Here is an 857-nt window from a genome sequence, read left to right on the forward strand (position 1 = left end):
GCGACGGTTGAGATTCAATCTATGGTCGCTAGCCTAGAAGATACAACTGATCATTTGATGAAAATGATCGACGAAAGCAGCACTGAGACAAACAATGTCAGTGAGCAGTTTGTGGCGACTAAAGAGCAGCTTCAGTCCGTGTTCTTAAATACACAGGAGTTGAAATTGATTAACGCTGATGCAGCGAATGCGGCCACTGAGCAAAGTGCAGCGTCAGATGAATTAGCGCGCGACATTACTGCAACGCAAGATGGCGCTCAAACCTGCGTAAATAGCATGCACACCATTGAGCAGGCAAACGCACGTTTGCGCGAGACTGCAAATAATTTAGCCCAGGGTCTGCGCAAAGGCGCTTAGGGAAGTAAATAAAAGCACGCTTTTGCGTGCTTTTATTTTTGTTCAGTAGTTCTGTATTGCTTGGGCGTTAGCCCTGTTTGTCTCTTAAAAAACTTGGCGAAGTTAGAGTTATCGCTAAAGCCCAATTGATCAGCGATCAGCTCGATGGGTAGTTCGCTAGAAGACAGTTTTTCTTTTGCCGTGAAAAGTCTCACTTCATTTTTTAAGTCTTGATAGGTGTAATCAAGCTCGCCTAGTTTTCTCTTTAGAGTCGCCGCGGACATAAAATTTCGTTCTGCCACCACATCAATGCTGGGAAGGGCGCCTTCTTGTAGAGTGAGAAAATTCCGGACGCGATCGACCAAATCTTGCGGTTTTACTTTTCTTAGCTCCTCTTCGCATTGCGCTAAAGCGGCCTGACAAAGCGCCGTGTTCGCACTTTCAAATGGGGCGTCTAACCATTGGGTAGGGAAGTGCATCGCGCATTGTTTTGCGTTAAACGTGAAACAGCAATAATCCAA

The 857-nt window shown here is 45.9% G+C and carries 2 protein-coding genes; one reads left to right on the forward strand and one right to left on the reverse strand.

The features are described from left to right. A partial coding sequence (locus tag A3739_RS30515; protein ID WP_197472619.1) for a hypothetical protein occupies positions 1–357 on the forward strand: 357 nt, incomplete at its 5' end. Positions 358–389: 32 nt separating this feature from the next. Here the strand turns inward: A3739_RS30515 and A3739_RS26810 are convergent. Further along, on the reverse strand, positions 390–857 hold a 468-nt coding region (locus A3739_RS26810; protein ID WP_231877159.1), incomplete at its 5' end, for an AraC family transcriptional regulator.

The organism is Oleiphilus sp. HI0067 (genome assembly GCF_001635735.1).